At 48.0% G+C, this 19,249-nt stretch carries 16 protein-coding genes; 1 reads left to right on the forward strand and 15 read right to left on the reverse strand.

Features of this window, described 5'->3' with window-relative positions; all coding sequences use genetic code 11:
• Positions 1 to 154: 154 nt before the first annotated feature.
• Complete coding sequence (locus tag AN963_RS11350; RefSeq protein ID WP_055744715.1) at positions 155 to 367, reverse strand: CstA-like transporter-associated (seleno)protein; 213 nt, start codon at positions 365 to 367, stop codon at positions 155 to 157.
• A complete protein-coding gene (locus tag AN963_RS11355) occupies positions 364 to 2,454 on the reverse strand; it encodes a carbon starvation CstA family protein (protein ID WP_055744716.1) in 2,091 nt (696 codons plus the stop codon). The genes AN963_RS11350 and AN963_RS11355 overlap by 4 nt, the downstream gene beginning before the upstream one ends.
• 303 nt (positions 2,455 to 2,757) lie before the next feature.
• On the opposite strand from AN963_RS11355, the gene AN963_RS11360 reads away from it, so the two are divergent.
• On the forward strand, positions 2,758 to 4,137 hold the full coding sequence (locus AN963_RS11360) for a DUF4832 domain-containing protein (protein ID WP_055744717.1): 1,380 nt from the start codon (positions 2,758 to 2,760) through the stop codon (positions 4,135 to 4,137).
• A gap of 54 nt (positions 4,138 to 4,191) precedes the next feature.
• Here AN963_RS11360 and AN963_RS11365 read toward each other — a convergent pair whose 3' ends face one another.
• The 13 genes from AN963_RS11365 to AN963_RS11430 form a co-directional block, all read right to left on the reverse strand.
• Positions 4,192 to 4,872, reverse strand: a complete 681-nt coding sequence (locus AN963_RS11365) for a DUF4956 domain-containing protein (protein ID WP_055744718.1) — start codon at positions 4,870 to 4,872, stop codon at positions 4,192 to 4,194.
• A gap of 20 nt (positions 4,873 to 4,892) precedes the next feature.
• Positions 4,893 to 5,603 carry a polyphosphate polymerase domain-containing protein gene (locus tag AN963_RS11370; protein ID WP_055744719.1) on the reverse strand — a complete coding sequence of 237 codons (711 nt, stop codon included), beginning with the start codon at positions 5,601 to 5,603 and terminating at the stop codon, positions 4,893 to 4,895.
• A gap of 16 nt (positions 5,604 to 5,619) precedes the next feature.
• Complete coding sequence (locus AN963_RS11375) at positions 5,620 to 7,344, reverse strand: CotH kinase family protein (protein WP_236707951.1); 1,725 nt, start codon at positions 7,342 to 7,344, stop codon at positions 5,620 to 5,622.
• 29 nt (positions 7,345 to 7,373) lie between these two features.
• Positions 7,374 to 8,771, reverse strand: coding sequence for an exopolysaccharide Pel transporter PelG (gene pelG, locus AN963_RS11380; RefSeq protein WP_055744721.1), 1,398 nt, complete (start codon positions 8,769 to 8,771; stop codon positions 7,374 to 7,376).
• On the reverse strand, positions 8,752 to 10,188 hold the full coding sequence (gene pelF / locus AN963_RS11385) for a GT4 family glycosyltransferase PelF (protein WP_055744722.1): 1,437 nt from the start codon (positions 10,186 to 10,188) through the stop codon (positions 8,752 to 8,754). Before pelF ends, pelG begins: the two co-directional genes overlap by 20 nt.
• Positions 10,189 to 10,191: 3 nt before the next feature.
• Positions 10,192 to 12,033 carry a DUF2194 domain-containing protein gene (locus AN963_RS11390; protein WP_055746257.1) on the reverse strand — a complete coding sequence of 614 codons (1,842 nt, stop codon included), beginning with the start codon at positions 12,031 to 12,033 and terminating at the stop codon, positions 10,192 to 10,194.
• Positions 12,030 to 13,040 (reverse strand): hypothetical protein, encoded by a 1,011-nt coding sequence (locus tag AN963_RS11395; protein WP_055744723.1) that lies wholly within the window; start codon positions 13,038 to 13,040, stop codon positions 12,030 to 12,032. Before AN963_RS11395 ends, AN963_RS11390 begins: the two co-directional genes overlap by 4 nt.
• Positions 13,033 to 15,237: an NAD-dependent epimerase/dehydratase family protein gene (locus AN963_RS11400; RefSeq protein WP_055744724.1), complete on the reverse strand. Its 2,205-nt coding sequence runs from the start codon at positions 15,235 to 15,237 to the stop codon at positions 13,033 to 13,035. The genes AN963_RS11395 and AN963_RS11400 overlap by 8 nt, the downstream gene beginning before the upstream one ends.
• Before the next feature lie 42 nt (positions 15,238 to 15,279).
• Positions 15,280 to 15,669, reverse strand: a complete 390-nt coding sequence (locus AN963_RS11405; protein WP_055744725.1) for a response regulator — start codon at positions 15,667 to 15,669, stop codon at positions 15,280 to 15,282.
• A 252-nt stretch (positions 15,670 to 15,921) separates the two neighbouring features.
• Positions 15,922 to 17,046: a response regulator gene (locus tag AN963_RS11410; protein ID WP_055744726.1), complete on the reverse strand. Its 1,125-nt coding sequence runs from the start codon at positions 17,044 to 17,046 to the stop codon at positions 15,922 to 15,924.
• Between the two features lie 170 nt (positions 17,047 to 17,216).
• Complete coding sequence (locus AN963_RS11415; protein WP_055744727.1) at positions 17,217 to 17,432, reverse strand: alpha/beta-type small acid-soluble spore protein; 216 nt, start codon at positions 17,430 to 17,432, stop codon at positions 17,217 to 17,219.
• 92 nt (positions 17,433 to 17,524) lie between these two features.
• Entirely contained in the window at positions 17,525 to 18,580 is a 1,056-nt protein-coding gene (locus tag AN963_RS11420; protein WP_055744728.1) for a polysaccharide pyruvyl transferase family protein, read from the reverse strand.
• Between the two features lie 239 nt (positions 18,581 to 18,819).
• Entirely contained in the window at positions 18,820 to 19,029 is a 210-nt protein-coding gene (locus AN963_RS11430; protein WP_055744730.1) for a hypothetical protein, read from the reverse strand.
• Positions 19,030 to 19,249: the final 220 nt, after the last annotated feature.

Here is a 19,249-nt window from a genome sequence, read left to right on the forward strand (position 1 = left end):
ATGCATGCAGTCCCTCGTTAGAAAACTAGGCTACGCTAAGCCTTTGGCGGAGCCTTAGTTGCACTTATACTGGATAAGATTCTTATAAATTCTTATCTGTACAAGGAAAAGAGGTCGGGGAGCGCCCGGCCTCTTTGTTGGGTTCAATCCTTTCCTAGCAGCACCGTGTGACGCCGCCTTTTTCGTAACGTTCCCGGAGTGCATACATGTAGTACTCCCGTTCCGTCATCGGAAAAATACCTGGCGCTGCATGCGTCGCATACCAATGCTGTACATAACGATCGTAGTCCGGCATCCCGAAGATGGTCTTGATCGCGGAGCTCACGCCGCGTAGGGACTTTCGGATCGTTCTCCACTTGCGTCTCATGCCACGTGGTGACCTTTCCCGTCGATGATGTTTCCTTTGGACTGGATATAAGGGGATTCATACAGCGGATATTGCTTGCCTCTCAAAATATTGATCCACAAGCGAGCGCCATCCAATATGATCCCGATCGTGATGACCATGAAGATCGCGCAGACGGCCGCGTCGATCTGGTCGTTCAAAATCATCTTTTGCGCCGCTTCGATTGTTTTTACGCCTTTTGGCAATGTCCCTGCATCAAGCGCTTTTTGGAAGGCTTGCGCATGAGAGAGGAACCCGATTTTCGCATCTGGATGGAACAGCTTTTGCCATCCAGCTGTCAATGTCGCTGCACTGAGCCAAGCCATAGGAACAAGTGTGACCCACGAGTACGCCGCCTTGCCCATCTTGAAGATGATCGTCGTCCCCACGGTAAAGGCGATCGCGGCAAGCATCTGATTGGCAATTCCAAAGAGCGGCCACAAGGTATAAATACCACCGAGCGGATCCATGACGCCCTGCAAGAGGAAGTAGCCCCATCCGATCGAGATGATCCCAGATCCGATCAGATTGCCTGGCAGCCAGTTCGTTTGCTTCATTTTCGGGAAGATGTTACCGAGCATGTCTTGCACCATGAAACGCCCTACACGAGTACCCGCGTCGATCGTGGTGAGGATAAACACCGCTTCAAATAAGATCGCAAAGTGATACCAGAACGCCATAAGCGCTTTTCCGCCCAGTACACCTGAGAAAATGGTCGCCATCCCGATCGCCAGCGACGGCGCTCCTCCCGTACGGGAAAGGATCGTTTTCTCCTGAATGTCATTAGCCAGCGTCGTCAGCTGATCAGGCGTAACAGTAAAGCCCCAGCTCGATATCGTAGTAGCTGCAGCCGCTGCATCTGCACCGATTACCGCACCCGGCGAGTTAATGGCAAAGTAGACGCCCGGCGTAAGTACGCAAGCAGCAATCATCGCCATGATGGCAACGCCAGATTCCATCAACATGCCGCCATACCCGATCAATGGTGCATGCGATTCTTTGGTGATCATCTTGGGTGTCGTTCCTGAGGAGACAAGAGCATGGAAACCGGAAACGGCACCGCAGGCAATCGTAATAAACAGGAAGGGGAACAGATTCCCCGCAAAGACTGGACCGGTACCGTCAATAAACTTGGTCAGCGCCGGCATGTGCAGCGGAGGTAGCGTCAGGATGATCCCGACCGCCAAAACCGCAATCGTACCAACTTTCAAGAACGAGCTCAAGTAATCACGTGGTGCCAGCAATAGCCAAACTGGCAATACCGATGCAATAAAGCCGTATACGATGATCATCCAGGCCAGTTGTACCTTAGTGAACGTAAAAGCAGGACCCCAAGTAGGCGATGCTGCTACTGCCTGACCCAGCCAAAGCGACAGGAACAAGAGGGCGAGCCCGATAATAGAGCCTTCCATGACCCGTCCTGGCCGAATGTAACGCATGTACAAGCCCATCAAGATCGCGATCGGCAGCGTCATGAATATCGTAAAGGTCGCCCATGGGGATTCCGCGAGAGCGTTTACAACTACCATCGCCAAAACAGCAATCAAAATGATCATAATCGCAATGATACCCACTAGAGCAAGTGCTCCACCCACTGGACCAATCTCTTCTTTGGCGATCTGGCCCAACGTTTTACCATTACGCCTCATCGAACCGAATAGGATGACAAAGTCCTGAACCGCTCCACCGATGACCACCCCTACGATGATCCACAGTGTTCCCGGCAAATATCCCATCTGGGCTGCCAGCGTCGGACCTACGAGTGGGCCCGCCCCCGCAATCGCGGCAAAGTGATGCCCAAACAAGATCCATTTGTTCGTCGGAACGAAATCCTTACCGTCGTTGTTCACTTCGGCAGGTGTTGCTCGGTTATCATCTAGACCCATGATTTTCTTTGCGATAAAACGGCTGTAAAAACGATAAGCGACGGCATAAGTGCAAAAAGCGGCTGTCAGCAACCAGAACGAGTTGACGGATTCACCACGAGTGAGCGCGATGATCCCAAAACCAACAGCGCCCAGTGCAGCAATCCCGCCCCAGATCAGGACTGAGAGAAACCATTTTCTCATTTGAGTCTCCTCCTTTTTCAATTTGTGACACATGCAGGCAAAATGCCTTCCTAGAACGTATCACAAGGAAAACTTCCTCAATATGGAAAATGGCTGAGCCGTACAAAATAAAACACGAATTGCACCATAGGCGCACGAATGAAAGCGGATACAATTCCGCTAGCCTGAATAGGCCATTGTTTAGAAATTGTCTAGTTGTTTTCGCTATCATTACTTTGTTCTATGTCTTCCACGGTTTCTTTCACTGTATCGAAATAACGCACAGACCACTCGCTTGATTTCCAATCCTAACAGGGGGCATTCATGAGAACCAATTGGCTCATCACCTTTGCACTTACCTTACTACTCACATCCCTTCCCGCACTCACAGAAGGAGCTGGAAAGAACATGATTACCTACGAGCCAGCGCCCATAGAAGACGTCCTTCTCAATCCCTACATGGGCCTCGCTCCAGACTCACGAAATGAATCCTACGATCAGGAGCCCACACTCGTGTATGCGAATATTTCGTGGAGAATGCTGGAGCCAGAAAAGGGAGATTACCAATTTGAGCAAGTAGAAAAAGAACTGCTGTTGGATAAATGGGCGGACAAAGGAGCCAAATTTATCCTCCGCATCATCATGGACTCCCCGGAGGAAAAGACACATCTGAACATTCCTGATTGGCTCTATCGAGAGCTAAACGGTGACGGCGAATGGTACGAAAATAGTTACGGGAAAGGGTTCAGTCCCAACTACAGCAATCCGCTCCTCATTTCCTACCATCAAAAGCTGATCGAAAAACTGGGAGAGCACTACAAGAACGACTCTCGTCTTGCTTTTGTAGAATTGGGCAGCATCGGTCACTGGGGCGAATGGCATACGAATACGTCCATCCCTTTTCCAAAGCTAGCCATCACGGACCAGTACGTCCAACCTTATCTGGATCACTTTCCTGACTCTATACTGATGATGCGCAGGCCTCATCCGATTGCAAAGAAATATAGACTTGGTCTCTTTAATGATGTATTTGGAAACAAGGAGCAAACCGCAGAATACAAGTCTTGGTTTGACAAAGGGTACGTTTCCTGGCTCACCAAAGAGAGAATGCCTGCGATGCCTGACTTCTGGAAGGTAGCACCGAGCGGTGGAGAGTTTTCCCCCTCCAAGCCGTTAAAGCGGTATTTCAGCGCTTCATCGATCGACGATATGATCGCGCAAGCTCAATCGACGCATCTCTCCTGGATCGGCCCAAATACGCCTGCCGCGTTCCCTGCCAAAGGAGCGCAACAAAAGTATTTGAACCGGTTCTTGAATACGCTAGGTTATCGCTTTGTCGCGAACAAAGAAACACACGAACAAGAAGTCGTCGCTGGTTCCCGTCTGGATGTCCACATGGAGCTGGCAAACAACGGAGTAGCGCCTTTTTACTTCCCTTGGGTGCTGGAGCTTTCTCTTGCTGACGCCGATGGAAACATCGTAGCGAAAACAGCAACCAATGAAGACATCCGAAAATGGCTGCCTGGAAAAACCGTGTCGACTCCGACTCTAGAGATTCCTGCCGATCTACCTGCGGGTGAATACACCCTTTGCATCGCGATCCTAGACCCGCAAACTGAGGAACCGGGTATTCAATGGGCGATGAAAGGAAAACGGGAAGATCTGCGCTATTCCCTGGGAAAGGTGATCGTCCACACCCCTTGATGAACAAAATAATCCCTCCTGCGGAACAGTCTTTCCGAGGAGGGATTTTCCTTTTTACGGAGCATAATCTCCATTGTAGCTGACCAGCGAGACGTCCTTTACCCCTTCGATAGCGGATATATCTTGGACAAATGCCGTGTTGTCATCTTTGAGCTTGATTTCTACGATCAATTCTACGACGTCCTTGTTGATCGTTTTTGATTTGAGGGCATATTTTAGCTTGTTTAACTGGTACCTCACTTCATCGTTGGCGTTGTCTCTGTAGTGAATCACGAGCAGATAGGCCATGTCCTTCAGTTGCTTTCGTGATAACAGCAAGATCGTGGCGGCCACGATGATGGACCCGATGATGGAAACCGGATAGGCTCCCGCCCCTGTCGCAATTCCGACCGCGATCGACCAAAACATAAAGACGATGTCCAGCGGGTCTTTAATGGCGGTACGGAACCTGACGATGCTCAATGCCCCTACCATCCCCAACGACAAGACGATGTTGGTGCTGATCGTCATAATGATCAAGGAAGTCAGCATCGCCATCACGACAAGTGTGATATTGAAGGTATGGCTATACACGACACCGCGAAACGACTTTTTATAAATATAGTAGATAAACAGTCCGATCGCTCCTGAGAGGATGAGTCCGATCACCGTATCCAATACGGAGATGCTCGCGAACTGCTCCATCTTCAGCACGCTCTTTTTGATAATGTCCTGAAAATTAATAGTCTGATCCATAGAACGATAATCCCCTTACGCTAAAGTTTGTAGTACACTTTACTCTCCTCTCGACAAACGACGTATTTGGAGATAGCGGAGCGTTGATTGCTGAAATTCTGCAGAAGATAGCGAATATTGATCGGCAAGAAGTTGTCAAACTTCACTTCCATGATCATCTTCGGCTCATGAATCGCGTGAACGGTCTTCATCTGGGGATCAAAAATATCGAATGTATTCACGTTCGTCATCAAACGCTTGTCAAACGTAACCCGGACGTTGCCAATTTCCATCAAATAAGCTTCTCGGACGTAATCTGTTACCACTCTCGGTTGAAAGAGATGATTCTTGCAATCGTAATAAAAATCGTGCAGCAAGCCCTCTTTTCTTTTCAGCAGAAAATCTAGCTGTCCGGCCATGATTTGCTCGTATTCGTCCCGCGTGATGGATTCCGCTTCCTTGCAGATGTATCCATCATACTTGCTCTTTCGCTCCAGCTTGATCACGGCATCCGACTGGTTGTAAATACGGATGCGGTACTTCCTTCGTCTGTACACACCGGAGTTTTTTTCGTACAAAGAAGTGTCATAGACATCGTCAAAATACAGGCTGCGGATATGGTAGCCTTCATCGTCCAACGAGTTCGGATCAAGTGCGGTGATCAACCGCAATTTGTTCCGTAACGAGATGTAATCATGGAAACGGATGTAATACTTCCATTCATTTCGCAATCTTTTGTTGCCAAACTGCATGCCCGGTCTTCCCCCCTCACTTCACCACAAACTCTCTTACGCCATGGTAGCGCAGGTCATCGCTGTTTACACTGTCAAAGGAAGTTTGTTCATTTCCTTTACTATCCCGGGCGATGACGCGCCAGTAATAACGCCCTTTAGCCAGTTTGTCAACTGAGTAGGTCGTTCCGGTTAACCCCTTAACCTGTATGAGGATCTTAGATAATGTCGGATCATTGCCAATGGCAAAATCGTATGTCAGGTCATCTCCTTGCAGATCGTAAGAATGATCCCAGCTGAAAAGGACCTTCCCTTGCTCCGTTTCGGGGTCACCCATGAAAAACGGCATCGGATTTTCCTGTTTTTCGTAATATCTCGCCTTGTTTCGCTCAGGCTCTCCCGCGATAACGCCGTATTCATAATCAAACTTGGCAACCTCTTGCGGAAGATGATACAAGTCCGGTTGTCGTTTGACATAATGGCTGGCAATGGGATAATACTTATCCAGCATGGCTTTTGTTTTTTCTTTGGTGATGAATGAACTCAATTCTTCTATTTTTTCATTTAAAACTTTTACATTCTCAGGGTCCTTGAAGACGCGCCTATGCAAATCAGAAACCCAATAGTTGGATATTCCGACCTCCCATTTTCCGATTGCATATAGATCATTTCGTTTTGCCTCTTCTTCAAAATAGCCCCATGACAAATCGTAATCCCATGGAAGGAAGAACCATTTATCTGAATCCGATGGACTGTATAAATAAAAGTTGTGAGCTGCTGTGTCAGCGTTCCCCATCAAAATGTTCGCAGCCAACCAGGTAAAATAATTATCCCTGTCAAAATGCTTGTCCAGCACTTCTTTGATGGGCAAGGTCTGGTTTTTCAAATCGTCCAGCATGGAAATGAGTTTCTCGTGATTTTCGCTCCCCTTGATTTCCATGACACTTTCAAATGCCTTCTTGTCATAGGCAGGGTCATTCGCCAATTTGATTTTGTCCTCATCCCTGTGAAACTCGAAGTTGATCGCTTTGTACAAATTTCCGTTCCGATCTAAACCATGTGCTTGTAGCATGATTTTGTTGGGTTGCTCGATTTGTGTGAACAAGCCGTAGTCCACAAATTTGGGATTCGAATCTTTACCCGTCATATCTTTCACCATCAGGTGCACGAACTGCGTCCGCAAGCTCGTCATATTCGGCATCTGCTCGAAGTAGTCAAAGCTGAGCTTTTGACGTACGCGCGTAATGTCTGGGCGATGCTTGTTCAAGTTGATATTTCGCTGTTCTTTCCAGTAACCGGCCGTTTCCAGCAAGCGAATTTTGAACGACTTTTGCTGAGAGCTTCTGCTCGATTCCCCTCGGATTTCAATCGTGCCATTCGCTCTCGATTCCCCATACCCAAAATATCCGGACTGAGGACCATCAGCCGTCCCTTCCTGAAAGATGATTTTCGCCTTCAGATCATCCCCTTTTTCATCCATACCGTTCAGAGATCGGCTCAGCTCTGAGAAAGTTGTCGTTTGGAACGCCGAGCTTTCCTCGTTTACTACCGTGACATACAAATGAGCGATGCTACCATCTTCATCTTGCTCATACACCGCTTTATTTTCATGCAATCCCTCTGCAGGGGTTTGTACTTGTACCAGCTGTTTCTTGGATAGCGGTATGGCTTCCCCGTTACTGGGGATTTCCCGAGCGCAACCTGTCAAGGCAACCGCTGCAGCCACTAGCAACCATCCGTATGGCTTCCTCCTCACCATCATTCCTCCTGTATTTCAATTGCTTTGTGCTCTCACTTTCCCAACTCTTTGGCAATGAGTGGCTGTGAGCAATACGTATAGTAGTCAATATTTTTCAGAAAGTAGACGAGCCGTGCTAAAGCTGCGATCAGCGTTAGAAAGGTCGATACGAAGAAAGAAAATCCGTAGTTTTCGAGCGGAAGCATCGCCACTGTGAGAATCGCGGTGCTCGTGACAAAGAATACGGTGACCAGGAAAGCTCCACGGCGATCATCAAAATAGAGCAGCAGGAGCATGATCACGAACATCACTGCATAAAGAAAGCCTGCGATTACCAAAATGTTGAACCGTTCGATCTGTTCGGAAGAAAATCCGATGTGCGGCAGTAGGGTAATACCGAGCGCCAGCGATACGAAGGTAAAGAACAATTGTATTTCCATCATGAAGCCAAGCTCCTGCATCAGCGTCTGGACCATGTCTTTTTTCGCGCGTTTGATGTCTAGCACCGAGCCCGTCCCCAAAATGGTTCCGTAGTATTGCCGATATTTCTCATAGAACGCCGTCTCTACAGAAACGACGAACATGACCATCGTCGGCAGAATACTCAGGGATGCATAAAAAGCAGGTACGTCGTAGGTAGAGGCAATCCAATACGTGTTGGCTACCTGCTCTTGCAAGGGACTCATCATCCAGTACACAAAATTGTGAATGTAGAAGCCCAGCGAGCAGAACAATCCCGTTCCTAGCAGAGTCGGAAACTGCTTCACGTAGCGCAGGAAATCAAAGTAGTTTCTTTCCTGCTTGCGAAAATAGCTTTCCAGATGGAGCATGGACAAGACAATCATGACGAAAAAGCCGACATTCATCGCAAGCAGCATGCCAAACCCTGTCTGCAGACTGATCACATATACGAAGAGATATGCAGCAAGAATCGTCAGGACGACTGCGGTGAGATACCCTCGAATAATCCGCATGTAATCTTTCAGGGCTGACAAATAGGCAGATTGCAGCCACACCACGATTAACTCTACAAAAAGCAGATAGGCGGATAATTTAAACGCTACATCGAGCGGAGAGAAAAAGTAGAAGACAGCTCCGCTCACCCCGCCGATACTGAGGCAGATCGCCATCACTCCATACAACGAGGCGATGATGTCGTCATATTCCCGCATGTAAATCTTGTCTGCAATATAACGGGAAACCACCATGATAAACCCGCACGTAACGAGCAACGAGAAAACGAAGGCATACACCACTGCCGACAGGAATGTCATTCGCTCCTGATAGGAGACATCCAGATACATAAGCATCTGCTGTAAGATCGTGACCATCAGCATACACAATAGCATGGGTCCTACGGTTACGAGTGACGAGTACGCGTACGCCTTCATCCCCGACAAGTACCCTTGACCCCTGAACATCTTTTTTAGCTCAAATCCAATTCCGGCCATACTGAATCCCCTCACATTCCCGGTACAGATCCCGGTACCCCTCTAAAAACTTCTCTTTTGTGTACAGATCAGAAACACGTCGATATCCGTTGTTCCCCATCTGCGTACGCAGCTGTTCATCGTGACACAGAGTAACCATTGCCTGTGCGATCTGCGTCACATGCATGACCGGTACAACGATGCCCGCTTCCTCGTAGCCATCTTCTCTACCGTACAACAGCTCCCTGCAACTACCGACATCTGTCGTGACAAAAGGCTTGGCACATGACATCCCTTCTAAAATGACCAAGGGCTGCCCCTCGCTGATGCTGGTCAATACGAGCATGTCCATTTTACCGAGATATTCCTTGGCGTTGACTGTTCCCGTGAAGCGCACGTGCTCTAATTCCAGACTGGTCACCAGCTGCTGACACTCCTCGAAATACTCCTCGTCCTCATTCGTCGGCCCCATAATGATCAAGTGAGCATTCGGCACCTGTTCCTTGACGAACGCAAAGCTCTGGATCAGTGTCTTGATGTCTTTGATCGGTACCACACGAACCAACGCGCCAATGTTGATGATGTCTTCCTCGCCTGGTAGTTTCCCTGGCAAGTCCCGATACTCACTCACTTCTACTCCGTTTGGAATAATGTCGATTTTTTCCGCATCGCACCCCAGCTCAATCTGAATGTCCTTGTTTCTCCCGAAAAGAGTGATGACACGATCTGCATAGGAATAGGCGCATTGGGAAAGATTGTGAAAATAATCGATCCAAATATCTTTAAAGTGGCCTTTGATCCAGCTCGCTTTGATAATCTCTTCTTCCCGTTCACGTGTGTAAATACCGTGTTCGGTCAACACAAAAGGCTTGGCATAGAGATGCTTCCCAAGCGCTCCCGCTACCCCTCCATAGCCGGTGCAGACACTGTGGTAGAGATCTGCTTCGGGCATTCCTTCTTCAATGATCAGACACAGCGGCAGGATCATCGAGCGAATCATCCAGATCATTTCTGTAAAGGGAATCTGCGGGTACTTTTGCTCGCACAGCCTGTTAACGATATCAAAGAAGTCTTTACTGGTGAGGAAGTCTCCAACAGATGGCAACCTTCCTTTAACCAGCATGGAAAAGAAATCTCCCCAGTTCACATCGCTGCCTTCGAGCAAGGAAAGAAGGGCAAGCTGCTCCTCGTCCGTAAGAGCCAATCTCTTTCCTGGAACAGCCTCCTCTCGAATATAGGCATCCAGAAATACTTCTTTGATTTCCACGACATTTACAGGCAGATCGTACACAAATTTCCCTTTGTTTTTTTCCTGCGCTCCAATGGCATACAGGATGAACTCGTGCTCCGGCATTCCTTTGATCAAGGAATGAATCCAGCTCGAAACTCCTCCCGTTATGTACGGATATGAGCCTTCCGCAATCAGACAAATCTTCATCGCTTATCCTTTCAGTCCAATCTGGAATTTGGGCTTGGTCGCGTGGACGAGATAGACACCTTCATCAATCCATTCGACGGTGCAATTTTCAGTGGCTGTCATCTTCTTGTCCGTCCGCAAAACAAAATACATATCGGTCGTGAAATCGTTCATGTAGCCTGTTATCTTATCTTCCTGATGCTGCAGGTAAACCTTTGTTTGGAGATAGCCGGAGAGCTCGCTTCCCCCCTCCGATGCGGTCATACTCCGCAGCCATGGATACCGGTCGTACAGGTTTTTCATCATCGAACGAAATTCCTTTGAAAGGACCGGCCATGTCTTTTCTTTGCTTCTGGCCTTGTCCAAAATGTCATCCGGGTGGACGAAGTGAGAGAATACACCGATTGAGGTTGCTGCGTTGGTAATGTACCAGTCATTCAATTCTGTATCCGCATAGCCAGAGGTAATGCGAGGCATCTCGATGATTCCATCCTCTGCCTGCGAGAACTCCTGAATGTATTCGAGATTGTTCGCTGATTCGGCGTACAGGGACGCAATGATGTTCACATGAGGAAACGTGTTTTTCAACGCTTGCCGTCCTTCTTCTGCCATGACATTTGAGGGTGGTACGTACACGCGAATCGCGTAATTCGAGAAGACGTGCTTGATGTACTCGTCCAGTTCCCTGAGAGACTCGGTCATGTTTTGCTCACTGGGCCACGCATTGTAACCTAGCTCGTTGACCCTCGATTGATCCGTCACGAGAGACTGGTGATTGTAGCCGTGAATACCGAGCTCACCGCCCAGCTTCAACAAATCTCTGCCGTACGTAATCAGGTTGTTTTTATCTGTTCCTTCTTGGTCTTCAAAAGGCGGTACGACACGGTCATTGTACGTTTTGATGAGAGCTCCCGTATAAACCACGTCATAGTCCGCAGCCAGCCTGATCATGTCCGGCCACCAGATGTCTCTGTAAAAATCCGGGATGTCCTTTTTGTACTCCTGATAAATATTCGGATCGATCCCTTGGCGAAACGGCGATGGAAAGTCATCGATATACATCACTTTCATGTTGATGATCGGATACATGAAATCCGGATTTAGGACACTGACAGCACCCGCTATGATCCCTCGGTTCATGGAGGAATGCAGATTCGTTCCGTTGTACAGCATGAGCTTTCCTTTTCCGTAAGCGACGTCCCAGAGCAGTGGGATTTGATCCGCTGCCACCGCGTATACCTTGGCGCTCTCCTGGAGTTCAACTGGAATCGACGTGTTGAAGACGAGATTTTCGTCGATCTGCGCCCCTTCCCCCTGAATGAGGAGGTTAGAGGTCATCTTGATGCCTTTCGTCACGACGGGGCCATCCATCGCATTAACGCCTAGCTTGCGGTAAATTCGGTAAAAGGCATCGTTGTATTCAGGAGTACGTGCAAAGAACACTCTCCCACCCTTTTCTACATAGTGCAGAATCGCGTCCAAATCCGGGAGCTTATTCAAGTCTTCTACTGTGACGATCAACGTCATAAACGAAGGGCTCGGGGTGGCGAGCTGTTTCACGTCGATCGTTTCATACTCTTTTTTCATGTAAGCGAGAACGTGCTTGACGTTTTCTGTAATATGGCCGCTTCCATCTTCCTCGGCATCATACACAATCAGGAATTTCTCCCGTTCGAGCTTGCTTAGCTCCTCTTGGCTTATCCCGTTTTGCTTTGGCTTCCCGGCTGCAGCCGCTACATCGTTTGCCTGATTGCTGCTCACCTGCAAAATAAACTGGGAACGTGTCGCTTCGATGACGATCCCCAGCAAAAGGACGATCGCCAAAATGATGAAAATATTCTTTTTTACATAAATATCTTTATTCATTTTTCGCAATCGCCCATCTCTCTTGGACTCTTCTCGTAAGCCAATCCTGCTGCTACCTCTTGAAATGCCCATTCGTATTCAGCCTGTACCGCTTTGCTCGTAAGCTCTTCTTCCAGCTCATTCTCGTACTGACTCCAATGACGAATGATCATGAGCGTGTTATGAGAAACCCTCACTGGCGAATTTTTCAGTCTCTTCAGCTCTGCGGTAAAGTCATCGTAGCGGCGCAACGTATAATAGAGCTTGAGGGACATGACATACGGTAAATCATTGTCAGGATGTGCCTGATGAAACCAGTCGCAGTATGCCTTCGCCGTATCAAAAGACTTGCTTGCCAGTTCACAGTTGATTTTTTCTACAAAGTACGTCGCTTCTTCCTGATAGACCTCTAGCAACGATTCCAAAACGAACGAATAGGTGTACGTGTACTTCAGAGTGGTTCTCTCATCCAGCAACGTGCTGCCCAGATACGTCTTTAAAACGTTTGCGTACGCTTTCAAGACATCTAGATTTTGCTTGTCCTCCTCGTACTTCACCGACAAGTCCTGAAGTTGAAGCTGAAGCTTCCTGCGCATTTCTGTCAGGGCCGCTGCGGCATAGTGGACCGTTTCCGAATCTTCATTTTGCAATGCGGTTTCCAAAGTTCGGATCTGCCAGATCGTCTGCTCCTTTAACGCATCGATCAGCATTTTCCGTCTCGTACTCGTATCGTTTACCAGGAGAATCTCTTCAACGGGAACAATGTTCATTTCTTTTTCCAAATCAGCCTTGCGGAAGATTCTCGATTCCTCCCCTAGCTTCAGTAGCTCACTTTCCAGCTCCAGATCATGCGCGTTCTTTTCCGCTGTATGCTTAAAGGCATTGGTGATGAGCAAGAGGAGCAATCCTGCGCCCGGTAGAAAAAAGACGACAAGAAACCGTGCCACTGCTTCTTCTCTGTTTTTGCGAACACCCAAGAGCCCGTACAACAGACAAATCAAGATATGAATGATGGCCAGTTTATACATACACGCCATCCTTGAACGAAAGAAACTGCCTGTCCTTATCCGAGATGATCCAAGCCGATATTCCCATTCGTTCCAATCTCTTTACGACAATCGCAGCTTCCAGCTCATTAGAGTTGGACAAAATGATGAACAGCTTGCCCTCCTCGCCCATTCCGATGTAATCGGCCTCGCGCAAGGAACCCGAGATTCGAGAGGATAAAGTCGAGTAGTCTGCTCCAGATAGCTCGACTGACAAAAGGGTAAAATCGGTGTTCAGCTGTCGCTTTGCATCCCGCTTGTTTTTCAGCATTTCGTAAAAATAAAGAGGCCGCAGGATCGCCGTGTCTTCTACGTAGCGCTCTCGATAGGTGGAGTTCATATAACGCAACGAGCGAGAAAGTGCTGCTGAAATGAGTTGAACGGCAACCTGAAATAAGTTTTGTGTGTACAAGGTGAAATGTTCAAAGCCAAGGTGCTGGATGGCTACCATGGCTACCATCTTGCCATTGTCAAAAATCGGAGCTGCCATAATCGGCCGATCGTCTCGCAGCTCCCTTTCCACGTAGATCTTTTGCGTGTTCATTAAGTGAGCTAGGTACGTATGGTCTTCTACCCGGAGCGAGCGCGGAAGATCGAAGCCGCTTTTGTTTGATTTCGCCATCAAGCGCAGGAAGGAATTGTTCTGATTCATGGTGTAGATGGAGATCTCATCAGACTTCATGATTTTCTCCAAGACGTGAACCGACCTTTGCAGCACTCTCTCCGGCTCCAAGCTGTCCAGCTCTTTGGTAATGTTGTACATCTTCCCGAAGCTGTCTTCGGAATTCACGATCTGCTGCTGTAGCTCTTCCTTTACCATAAGTACGTCATTGTAGATATCCTTGAGAAAATCATACTTTTCTTCTACGTTCTCCTTCTCAAGCTGAGTGGAGATGACTTCCTTGCTCCGCTTGTCCATGGAATATCCCACAGCGACCCCAATGATGATATACACCGCGATGTGAAACAGGACACTCGCGTCGTAGATCAAGGAGACGATTTCCCGTCCATTGTGCAAGCTCTCTCCAATAAACAACCCACAAGACAAAATGACGGACAGGATCGACTGCCTCGTCCCATAAATAGCCCCAATCAAAACGATATAAATCAGTTTCAGGTCAAACATACTGCCCTGCGTCGTAAACACGGATAAAGCCAGCACGACCAGGAAGGCAAGCACGTTCTCCACATACGACCGGATGTCAGCAGACAAGGACCATGTCCTCTTTTCCTCTGCTTCCTTCCGCTGCTCGTTCTCCTGCTGCGTCTGTCTTTCTGCAAACCACCGAGACGTTTTCTCCAGACCTTCTCGCAACGAGTACATCGGCACCCAGTCCAGCTTCCTCTTTACTAGCGTGTTGTCCAACACGGATACGCCGATGTCCCCTTTTCTTTTTGCGCGGTAATGGACTCCCGAAAATCGTTTATCTTCTTGCAGGTACCCGATTAGCTCGTTGATACTGCTCTGTGTGTTCGTAGACAGATTGAGCACACCGTTGAAATCCGTCGTAACCGATCGATAGATGGCATCCGCGACATCTTCCACATAGATGAAATCTCTCGTTTGGTTGCCGTCCCCGAACACCTCGATCTCTCTGTCTGTATGCAAGCGATCCAAAAACGTCGAGATGACTCCACCCTCTCCCACGTAGCCTTGTCTAGGACCGTACACATTGGAAAATCGGAAGCAGAGCGTATTTAAGTCGTAGAGTTCCTTCCACTTCAGGCAATATTGTTCGCCTAGCAGTTTGTTCATCCCGTATACGGATACTGGATCGCATGCAGACTCTTCTCCTAGGGGAACTCTTTCATTCATGCCGTAAACCGCGGCAGAGGAAGCAAAGATAAATTTCGCGACATGGTACCTGCTCGATAAACGAAGCATGTTAACGAGCCCGAGTATGTTGGAGGTTGAATCCAGAAGGGGATCCTCCATCGACGTCTGAACACTCATTTGTGCAGCCAAGTGAACGACCACATCAAACTTGTTGCTGCGGAACACCTCATCGCATTTTTTATCTTCCACGGAAAGAAAAAATGGCTTGTGCTTGAAAGATACATTCTTCCTGTTTCCCGAAGACAAATTATCGAGAATGTACACTTCATACCCTTCTTTTGAAAATCTTTCTGCTACAAATGAACCGATAAATCCATACCCGCCTGTAACCAGAACTTTCATACACACACCCCAACTCTATTTGAAAGCTGAACGGATTTACGCCTATTTGGGCATCATCCATCCTTCCTCTTTTTCCCCAAGCACTTTTTGAATAGAAAGCTCGATCCGTTCTTTTTGCAGTGGCTTTGCGATAAAATCCTTCGCTCCTGACCGAATGGCCTGGATGACTGTCTCGCGATAAACAATGGCCGAACACATGATGATATTGGCATCGCGATCAAATTCTATGATCTTTCGAGAAGCACTAAGCCCGTCCATTCCAATCATGGAGATGTCCATAAAGACTAATTTGGGCCGATACAAGCGATAATTTTTCAGCGCCTCTTCCACCGAATCAGCCTCTGCAATGACCTCAAACCCCAACGATTCGAACACGCTTCTCATCGTGAGCCGCGTGAACGCTGCAACATCAACGATCATAATGCTGTTCATTCCACTCTCCGTTCTTCTATCCAATCTGTCTTCCTAGCACTATCCAGCTTCATACTAGACCAGGAAAAATACCCCAGTGATAAATAGGTCTTTCGAAACTTCCATATTTTCCTCCTACACCAATCGGCATAATTCTACAGGGACGCTCTAAACAATTTCTGAACAAAATGAACCACTCTTAGATTTTTCTCACTGATTGTATAAAAAAAGTCGAGAGCAGCCCCTGGCTACCTCGACTCACATGTTTCTTCTTTATCGTTTGTTCTTCCATTGTTTATACCAGTTCTGTACATCCTCCTGCGGTGTGGTCTCGAGCTCTTCACGAAGCATTTGTGTCAATCGGACATATTGTCCTTCTACCGCTTCACGGTCCCCAACTGCATCATACAGCTTCATCATATAAAAAAAGAGTTCCTCCTGATGCGGGACGATTTGCTGCATCCGAAGGTATACAGCCATTGCTTTTGCAAACTCATTCGTTTCCACCAGAAATTTCCCGACTTGTGCAGCGTGATGGTACCAGTCCGCTCGCAGCCTTTGCCGTTCACTCTCCGCCCACAAGTAGTCGTACTCGGCCAAATAGTCACCCCGATAGAGCTCGACCAGATTCAAATGCTCCTGTATGGTCTCCTTCGTAATCGGAGGAGCTTGTCGCAAACGCTTTTCCCACTCCTCCACATCGAGACTAACATCGTTCATCTCTAATAAATAGCCGTCCTCACAGTTGGTCAGCTTTAGCTCTACTCCGAGCTTGTTAAGTGTTTTACGGATCTGATACACCGTGGTATAGAGATGCGCATACCCTTTCTTCCATTCTACATCTGTCCATAAAAGGTCCAGCAGAACGTCTTTTCTGACAGGCTGACCACGCCGATGGATCAGATAGGCAAACAATTCCTGTGCTTTGGTTGTACGCCAGCGAAACGTTTCTGTCCCGTGTTCTGAACTCTCCAGGTGAAGAGATCGAAAGCAACAAATTTTCCGGTAAGGAACAGGCGAGCTCTCTTTTACCATCTCTGCCTTTTCTTTTCGTATCCGCATCAATGTTTTTTGCAAACGTTCCCGTCGGGCAGGCTTCAAGACGTAATCGAGTGCATTCAGTTCAAATGCCTTGATCGCATATCCCTCATAAGCCGTGACAAACACAATATGGACATCCGGCAGTAGGGTAAGAATTTGCTCCGCCGCCTCAATTCCCGTCATCACAGGCATCTCGACATCCAGAAAAACCATTTCAGGCTTGATTTGTTGGATCTCCTCTATGGCCTGAATGGGATCTGAGAACATTTTTACTATCTCTAGCTCTTCATTACCCTGTAACATTTTTTCTAGGTAATTCAGTGCTAATCGCTCATCATCGATTAAAACAACCTTCACTCCATGCACCCCCATGCATATCTACAGCCCTTTCACTGTAATTCTCTTCCTGTAGCATGAATCCTTTACCAGGAAAGTTACAAAAAACGTTCCTTCTTCAAATAAACGAAAAAAGACCAGCCTCTCCACTTAGGACAAGACTGGCCTCTTGCGGTTGCTATTTCTACTTCCTAGATACGGAAGCCTCCACCTGAGAGCTGTTGTTCTGCGTAGCTCACCAATCGCTTGGTAATTTCTCCTCCTACGGAACCGTTCTGGCGAGAGGTGGTATCAGGTCCGAGGATAACGCCAAATTCTGCTGCGATTTCGTACTTCATTTGATCCAGAGCTTGAGACGCTTGTGGAATGAGCTGTTGATTGGAATTGCGACTGCCAGTGCTGTACATGTGTGATCACTCCATTCGGTGTTGTGGGCTTATTATGCGCCAGTACTTGTGGCAATATTTACGCCGAATAGCGATCCCTTAACTTACCAATTTTACAGCCATCCTTGTACAAAAGGCTCCTTCAGGTTATCAATCATCTGCCGTTGCTTTTCTGCCATATTGCTTCTTATCGTATCCTTGTATTCCGTCGCGTACTTGACGCGGGACAGTATGCGCGCTCCTAGATCTCGCTCATCTGTTGGGACCGTTAATTCGGACTGCTCCAGCGAATGAGTAAAGTCCAAGCATTTAAAGCGATACGCCAGACATACAAAAGGGGTCCCGCAAGCAGCACTGAGCACATTGGCATGTAGCTTGAAGTTGATCGTCGCCTCCATTTTTTGGAGACGCCGCATCATTTCTGCGTGATCGTGCACATCCAAGTCAAGGGTGGTCTGCTCCGGTTTCCCGATCTTCTTGTAGAGACGCTTATTTGCTTCCCGATCCGGTCTCCACATCGTAAACAAATAAAGCTTGTAGCCGTCCTCCACCAAAAGGCGTGCAGCAGTAGCCAGTGCGTCCTCGACAGCCGCTTCGTCTTTCCCATAAATACGATTGTAGGAAGTCCCCCAGTTGATGCCGATGACACGTTGCTCATTCTTTTTCCCTACATTTTCAGTACGTGGTGGGAGCAGCAGCATGCCTGGATCGCCACTGATCTTTAGACTGTTTCCTACGCCAGTTTCCTGCAAATATTGATAGGTCAGCGGTCCACGCACACCGAAAAACAGTGCGTGGCGTCCAATGTCACGCAGCATCTGCAGCATCTTTTCACTTTCGCCGAATCGTGCGTCGAGAAGCCTTCCAGCCGAGTCTAGATGCACAGGTTCCTGTGTATCGTAGCCGCTCCGCCAGATGACCAGTCGTTTTTGCTGCTTGACTGCCCGATATGCTACATCGACATAACCTGGTACGAGCAGCGAACCCCCACCAAGGACGATCGTATCGTAAGGACTCAAATCGACGAGATCGACACCGGGAAGTGAAGGGATAACTTGAAACTGCTTGGCATCGAGATGTTTTCTTGATAGCTGCTCGAACACCCGCCACATCAGTTCGTCACCCAAGTTGTTGAATCCGATCCAGCCCACGTACAAGATTTTTCTCATTGATCTTCCCCTCCTTCCTTTCCTTTTTTCACACACTCATACAGATCGAGAATTTCCTGACCTTTTTGGACGATATCAAAATGGGACGAAATCCACTCTCTCCTTTGTGCACCGATTGTTCTCAACGCTCCCTGGTCTCGAAGTTCCTGCCGAAGCGCGTAGTCCTGCGTAGCCATTTGCACAGGGCTACTATCGACAGGGCATAGGGCGTTTCTAGAAGGCTGGCTTCCCTTAAATCTTTACGACCATAAAGCCCATTGAGCATACGCGCGAGACTGTGGACGGGCTTTGCTCGTTTCATACCCCTGTCCCTTGAAGCTTCCAGGGGCTGACAAAATCGTGGCAGTACTGTCACCTACATGGATCAGCACCCCTGTTTCGACTTGCAGACCTGTAATGACTTCAATCGTCTCCCCAAGGAGAGAACGCAATTTATCTTGAAAATCCATGTGATTTCCTCCTTTTACACCGCGTGCACAAAATGAATCTGATGAAACGGGATCAACAATATCGTGCCGCCCGCCTCACTCTCCATCTTGCTTCCTATCCATATGGAATTTCTCCACTCGTACAAGGTATACGAGGATAGTCGATGGTGATATAAGTCATTTGAGCATTTTCCATAGATTGATTCATTTCGAACAGCCTTTTTGTCCTGAAAATGAAAAA

Source organism: Brevibacillus choshinensis (genome assembly GCF_001420695.1).
In the GTDB taxonomy this organism is placed as follows: domain Bacteria; phylum Bacillota; class Bacilli; order Brevibacillales; family Brevibacillaceae; genus Brevibacillus; species Brevibacillus choshinensis.

What these genes read in the sequence shown, in the direction of transcription:
- pelF (WP_055744722.1), bottom strand. Translation starts at nt 10,188, where the DNA reads ATGAAGATTTGTCTGATTGCGGAAGGCTCATATCCGTACATAACGGGA.
- AN963_RS11365 (WP_055744718.1), bottom strand. Translation starts at nt 4,872, where the DNA reads ATGGATCAGACTATTAATTTTCAGGACATTATCAAAAAGAGCGTGCTG.
- AN963_RS11370 (WP_055744719.1), bottom strand. Translation starts at nt 5,603, where the DNA reads ATGCAGTTTGGCAACAAAAGATTGCGAAATGAATGGAAGTATTACATC.
- AN963_RS11355 (WP_055744716.1), bottom strand. Translation starts at nt 2,454, where the DNA reads ATGAGAAAATGGTTTCTCTCAGTCCTGATCTGGGGCGGGATTGCTGCA.
- AN963_RS11360 (WP_055744717.1), top strand. Translation starts at nt 2,758, where the DNA reads ATGAGAACCAATTGGCTCATCACCTTTGCACTTACCTTACTACTCACA.
- AN963_RS11420 (WP_055744728.1), bottom strand. Translation starts at nt 18,580, where the DNA reads ATGAGAAAAATCTTGTACGTGGGCTGGATCGGATTCAACAACTTGGGT.
- AN963_RS11390 (WP_055746257.1), bottom strand. Translation starts at nt 12,033, where the DNA reads ATGAATAAAGATATTTATGTAAAAAAGAATATTTTCATCATTTTGGCG.
- AN963_RS11350 (WP_055744715.1), bottom strand. Translation starts at nt 367, where the DNA reads ATGAGACGCAAGTGGAGAACGATCCGAAAGTCCCTACGCGGCGTGAGC.
- AN963_RS11395 (WP_055744723.1), bottom strand. Translation starts at nt 13,040, where the DNA reads ATGTATAAACTGGCCATCATTCATATCTTGATTTGTCTGTTGTACGGG.
- AN963_RS11375 (WP_236707951.1), bottom strand. Translation starts at nt 7,344, where the DNA reads ATGATGGTGAGGAGGAAGCCATACGGATGGTTGCTAGTGGCTGCAGCG.
- AN963_RS11405 (WP_055744725.1), bottom strand. Translation starts at nt 15,669, where the DNA reads ATGAACAGCATTATGATCGTTGATGTTGCAGCGTTCACGCGGCTCACG.
- AN963_RS11400 (WP_055744724.1), bottom strand. Translation starts at nt 15,237, where the DNA reads ATGAAAGTTCTGGTTACAGGCGGGTATGGATTTATCGGTTCATTTGTA.
- pelG (WP_055744721.1), bottom strand. Translation starts at nt 8,771, where the DNA reads ATGGCCGGAATTGGATTTGAGCTAAAAAAGATGTTCAGGGGTCAAGGG.
- AN963_RS11415 (WP_055744727.1), bottom strand. Translation starts at nt 17,432, where the DNA reads ATGTACAGCACTGGCAGTCGCAATTCCAATCAACAGCTCATTCCACAA.
- AN963_RS11430 (WP_055744730.1), bottom strand. Translation starts at nt 19,029, where the DNA reads ATGGATTTTCAAGATAAATTGCGTTCTCTCCTTGGGGAGACGATTGAA.